Origin of the sequence: Salinibacterium sp. (assembly GCF_031364185.1) — a bacterium.
Classification (GTDB): domain Bacteria; phylum Actinomycetota; class Actinomycetes; order Actinomycetales; family Microbacteriaceae; genus Rhodoglobus.
In genome coordinates this window covers 1-2,785 of record NZ_JANLVV010000294.1, presented here as the reverse complement: position 1 = coordinate 2,785, position 2,785 = coordinate 1, and the positions used below count along the sequence as shown (strand labels likewise).

The window sequence follows — 2,785 nt, the reverse complement described above, 5'->3', positions numbered from 1 at the left end:
CCCCCCCCCCGCCCCCCCCCCCCCCCCCGGGCGTGTGGGGCCGTCAAACAACCCGGGGGGGGGGGCGCCCCCCCCCCCCCCGCTTTTTTTTTCCCCCCCCCACACCCAGGTGGGTCAACCTGGGTTGACGTGTTCGGGAGGCGTCAACTATGGTTGACAGCATGTCCGACGCCATGAGAACGCTGACCTCGGAGGCCGGCGCCGACGACCCTCTGAAAGCTCTGCACGCCGTCAGCGAAATGCGGACAGAGTTGGATAGGCACGAGGCTACGCTCGTGCGCAGGGCTCGTAATCTCGGGATGCGCTGGCAGATGATCGCCACCGCGCTCGGGGTGTCGCGCCAGGCGGTGCACAAGAAGTACGGCCGACGGTAGCACCACAGGCACGTCGGCCGGAGTAAGGGCTCCGCGGCGTACCGCGCAAGACTGTAAGGAATCATGAGTAACTCTGACGCACGCCCCCCGCGCTCCCGTTTCGGCGCCAAGGATGACGGTGGCCCCCGGGCCACCTTCCGGCAGCTGCTGCCCTACCTCGCCGAGCACAAGAAGATTCTCGGCGTCGTCATCGGGCTCAGCATTATCGGCGCCGGCGCATCCCTCGCCCAACCCCTGCTGGTCAGCCAGGTCATCACCCGGGTGCAGGCTGGCGATCCACTTGGCACTCTCGTTTGGGTGCTCGTCGGTCTGGTTGTGGCCGCGGCGATCATCAGCGGGTTCCAGCACTACCTCCTGCAGCGCACCGGAACCTCGGTCGTGCTCTCGGCACGCCGCCAGCTCATTCGCCGGATGCTTCGGCTGCCGATCAGCGAGTATGACCGCCGTCGCACGGGCGATCTGGTCTCGCGCGTCGGCTCAGACACCACGCTGCTTTACGCCGTCATCACCCAGGGGCTCGTCGATGCCGTCGGTGGAGCACTCGTCTTCGTGGGTGCGCTGATCGCCATGCTTCTCATCGATCCGCTGTTGCTCGGCCTGACCGTGCTGGTCATCGCGATCTCCGTGGTGACCGTCGTGCTGCTCTCGGGCCGCATCAGGGTGGCCAGTCGCAAGCAACAGGAGAAGGTGGGCGACCTTGCCGCCGCCGTCGAACGGGCGCTTGGCGCGATCCGGACGGTGCGGGCATCCAACGCCACCGACCGCGAGATCGCCACCATCGAGAAGGATGCGAAGGGCGCCTGGGACATGGGGATCGCGGTCGCTAAGATCTCCGCACTCGTCGTGCCCGTGGCCGGGATCGCGCTGCAGGTGTCGCTGCTCATGGTGCTGGGCGTGGGCGGGTTCAGGGTGGCCAGTGACGCCATCACCATCGCGAACCTGGTGTCGTTCATCCTGTTCCTGTTCATGATGATCATGCCGCTGACCACCGCGTTCGGGGCCATCAACTCGGTGAATCAGGCGCTGGGCGCGCTCGGCCGCATCCAGGAGATCATCGGACTGCCCACCGAAACCCAGGAAGACTCCAGGATCGCGGATGACGCGCTGCCGCCGATCCCCTCGACCGCCGCGATCTCATTCCACGAGGTCGACTTCGAGTATGTGGCGGAATCCGCCGACGCTGCCGCGGATCCGGACGCAGAGCAGACCGCACCCCGGGCCGTCCTCCGCGGCGTGTCGTTCTCGGCCGCTCGGGGCCAGCGCACCGCACTGGTCGGCCCATCCGGCGCCGGAAAGAGCACGATTCTTGCTCTCATCGAGCGCTTCTACGACCCGCAGGGCGGTGTGGTGAGGCTGGGCGGCGTCGACATCCGGGCTCTCGATCGAGACGAGCTGCGTGCGCAGATCGGCTATGTCGAACAGGATGCTCCGGTGCTGGCCGGTACCATCGGCGAGAACCTGCGCATCGGCGCCCCGAATGCCTCGGACCAGGAGTGCATCGATGTGCTGAAGTCGGTGAACCTCACCGAGGTGCTGGAGCGCGACGAGCTCGGCCTCGATGCACCCGTCGGCGAAGACGGCACCATGCTCTCCGGGGGCGAACGCCAGCGGCTGGCGATCGCGCGCGCGCTGCTCGCGGCGGCGCCCATCCTGCTGCTGGATGAATCGACCTCGTCGCTGGACGGGCTCAACGAGCAATTGCTGCGCGAGGCCATTGACGCCGTCGCCGAGAATCGCACGCTCATTGTGATTGCCCACCGGCTGTCGACCGTGGTCGACTCCGACCAGATCGTCGTGCTCGACCACGGCCGCGTGGTCGGCGTCGGAACCCATTCTGAGCTGGTCAGCACGACGCCGCTCTACAAGCAGCTCGCGAAACACCAACTGCTCGTCTAGCGGGGTGCCGACCCCCACCGGCAGGGTGAGCCTGCGAGGTGCGGCGATGCCACCTTCCGCCCGGGTGCGATCATGTGATCGCCGCACCTCACGTGGGCTCTTCGCTGAGCCGGGTGTACCGTTCAGCCATGAACGCAGGCACGAAGGATGACCCGTGGCAACTGGTGACGGCGCCGGGCAGCTCCCGCTACACGATGTTCGTCGAGGGCGACGAGCTGGTATGCCAGGTCGGCTCCACGACCCTGAAGTATCAGGCCAGGGCCGTCGAGGATCTCACCGCGTGGCTCGGCCAGCAAGACGGTTGGGTGGCCCTGGGGGCGGCCGACGAGAGCAAGGCCGCCGCCGATAACACCGTGGAGGCGTGGGGCAGATCGTCTGCGAACCCGGTCGGGGGCTGTACGGCCTGCGCAAGGGATACCGAGGTCGATTCGGGATGTATCTTCCGCCGCTACTCGAACTACTCGGTACGGCCGAACTCACCCACGACGCCCGCAACAACAGCATGCGAGCAATCT

The 2,785-nt window shown here is 67.1% G+C and carries 2 protein-coding genes and 1 pseudogene; all 3 read left to right on the top strand.

Annotation, left to right across the window (positions count from 1 at the left end; genetic code table 11):
- Positions 1-161: 161 nt before the first annotated feature.
- Positions 162-374, top strand: a complete 213-nt coding sequence (locus RMN95_RS12860; protein WP_309617305.1) for a hypothetical protein — start codon at positions 162-164, stop codon at positions 372-374.
- A gap of 63 nt (positions 375-437) precedes the next feature.
- Positions 438-2,270 (top strand): ABC transporter ATP-binding protein, encoded by a 1,833-nt coding sequence (locus tag RMN95_RS12855; RefSeq protein ID WP_309617304.1) that lies wholly within the window; start codon positions 438-440, stop codon positions 2,268-2,270.
- Positions 2,271-2,398: 128 nt separating this feature from the next.
- A pseudogene (locus tag RMN95_RS12850) lies at positions 2,399-2,785 on the top strand (DUF6855 family protein); the annotation flags it as partial.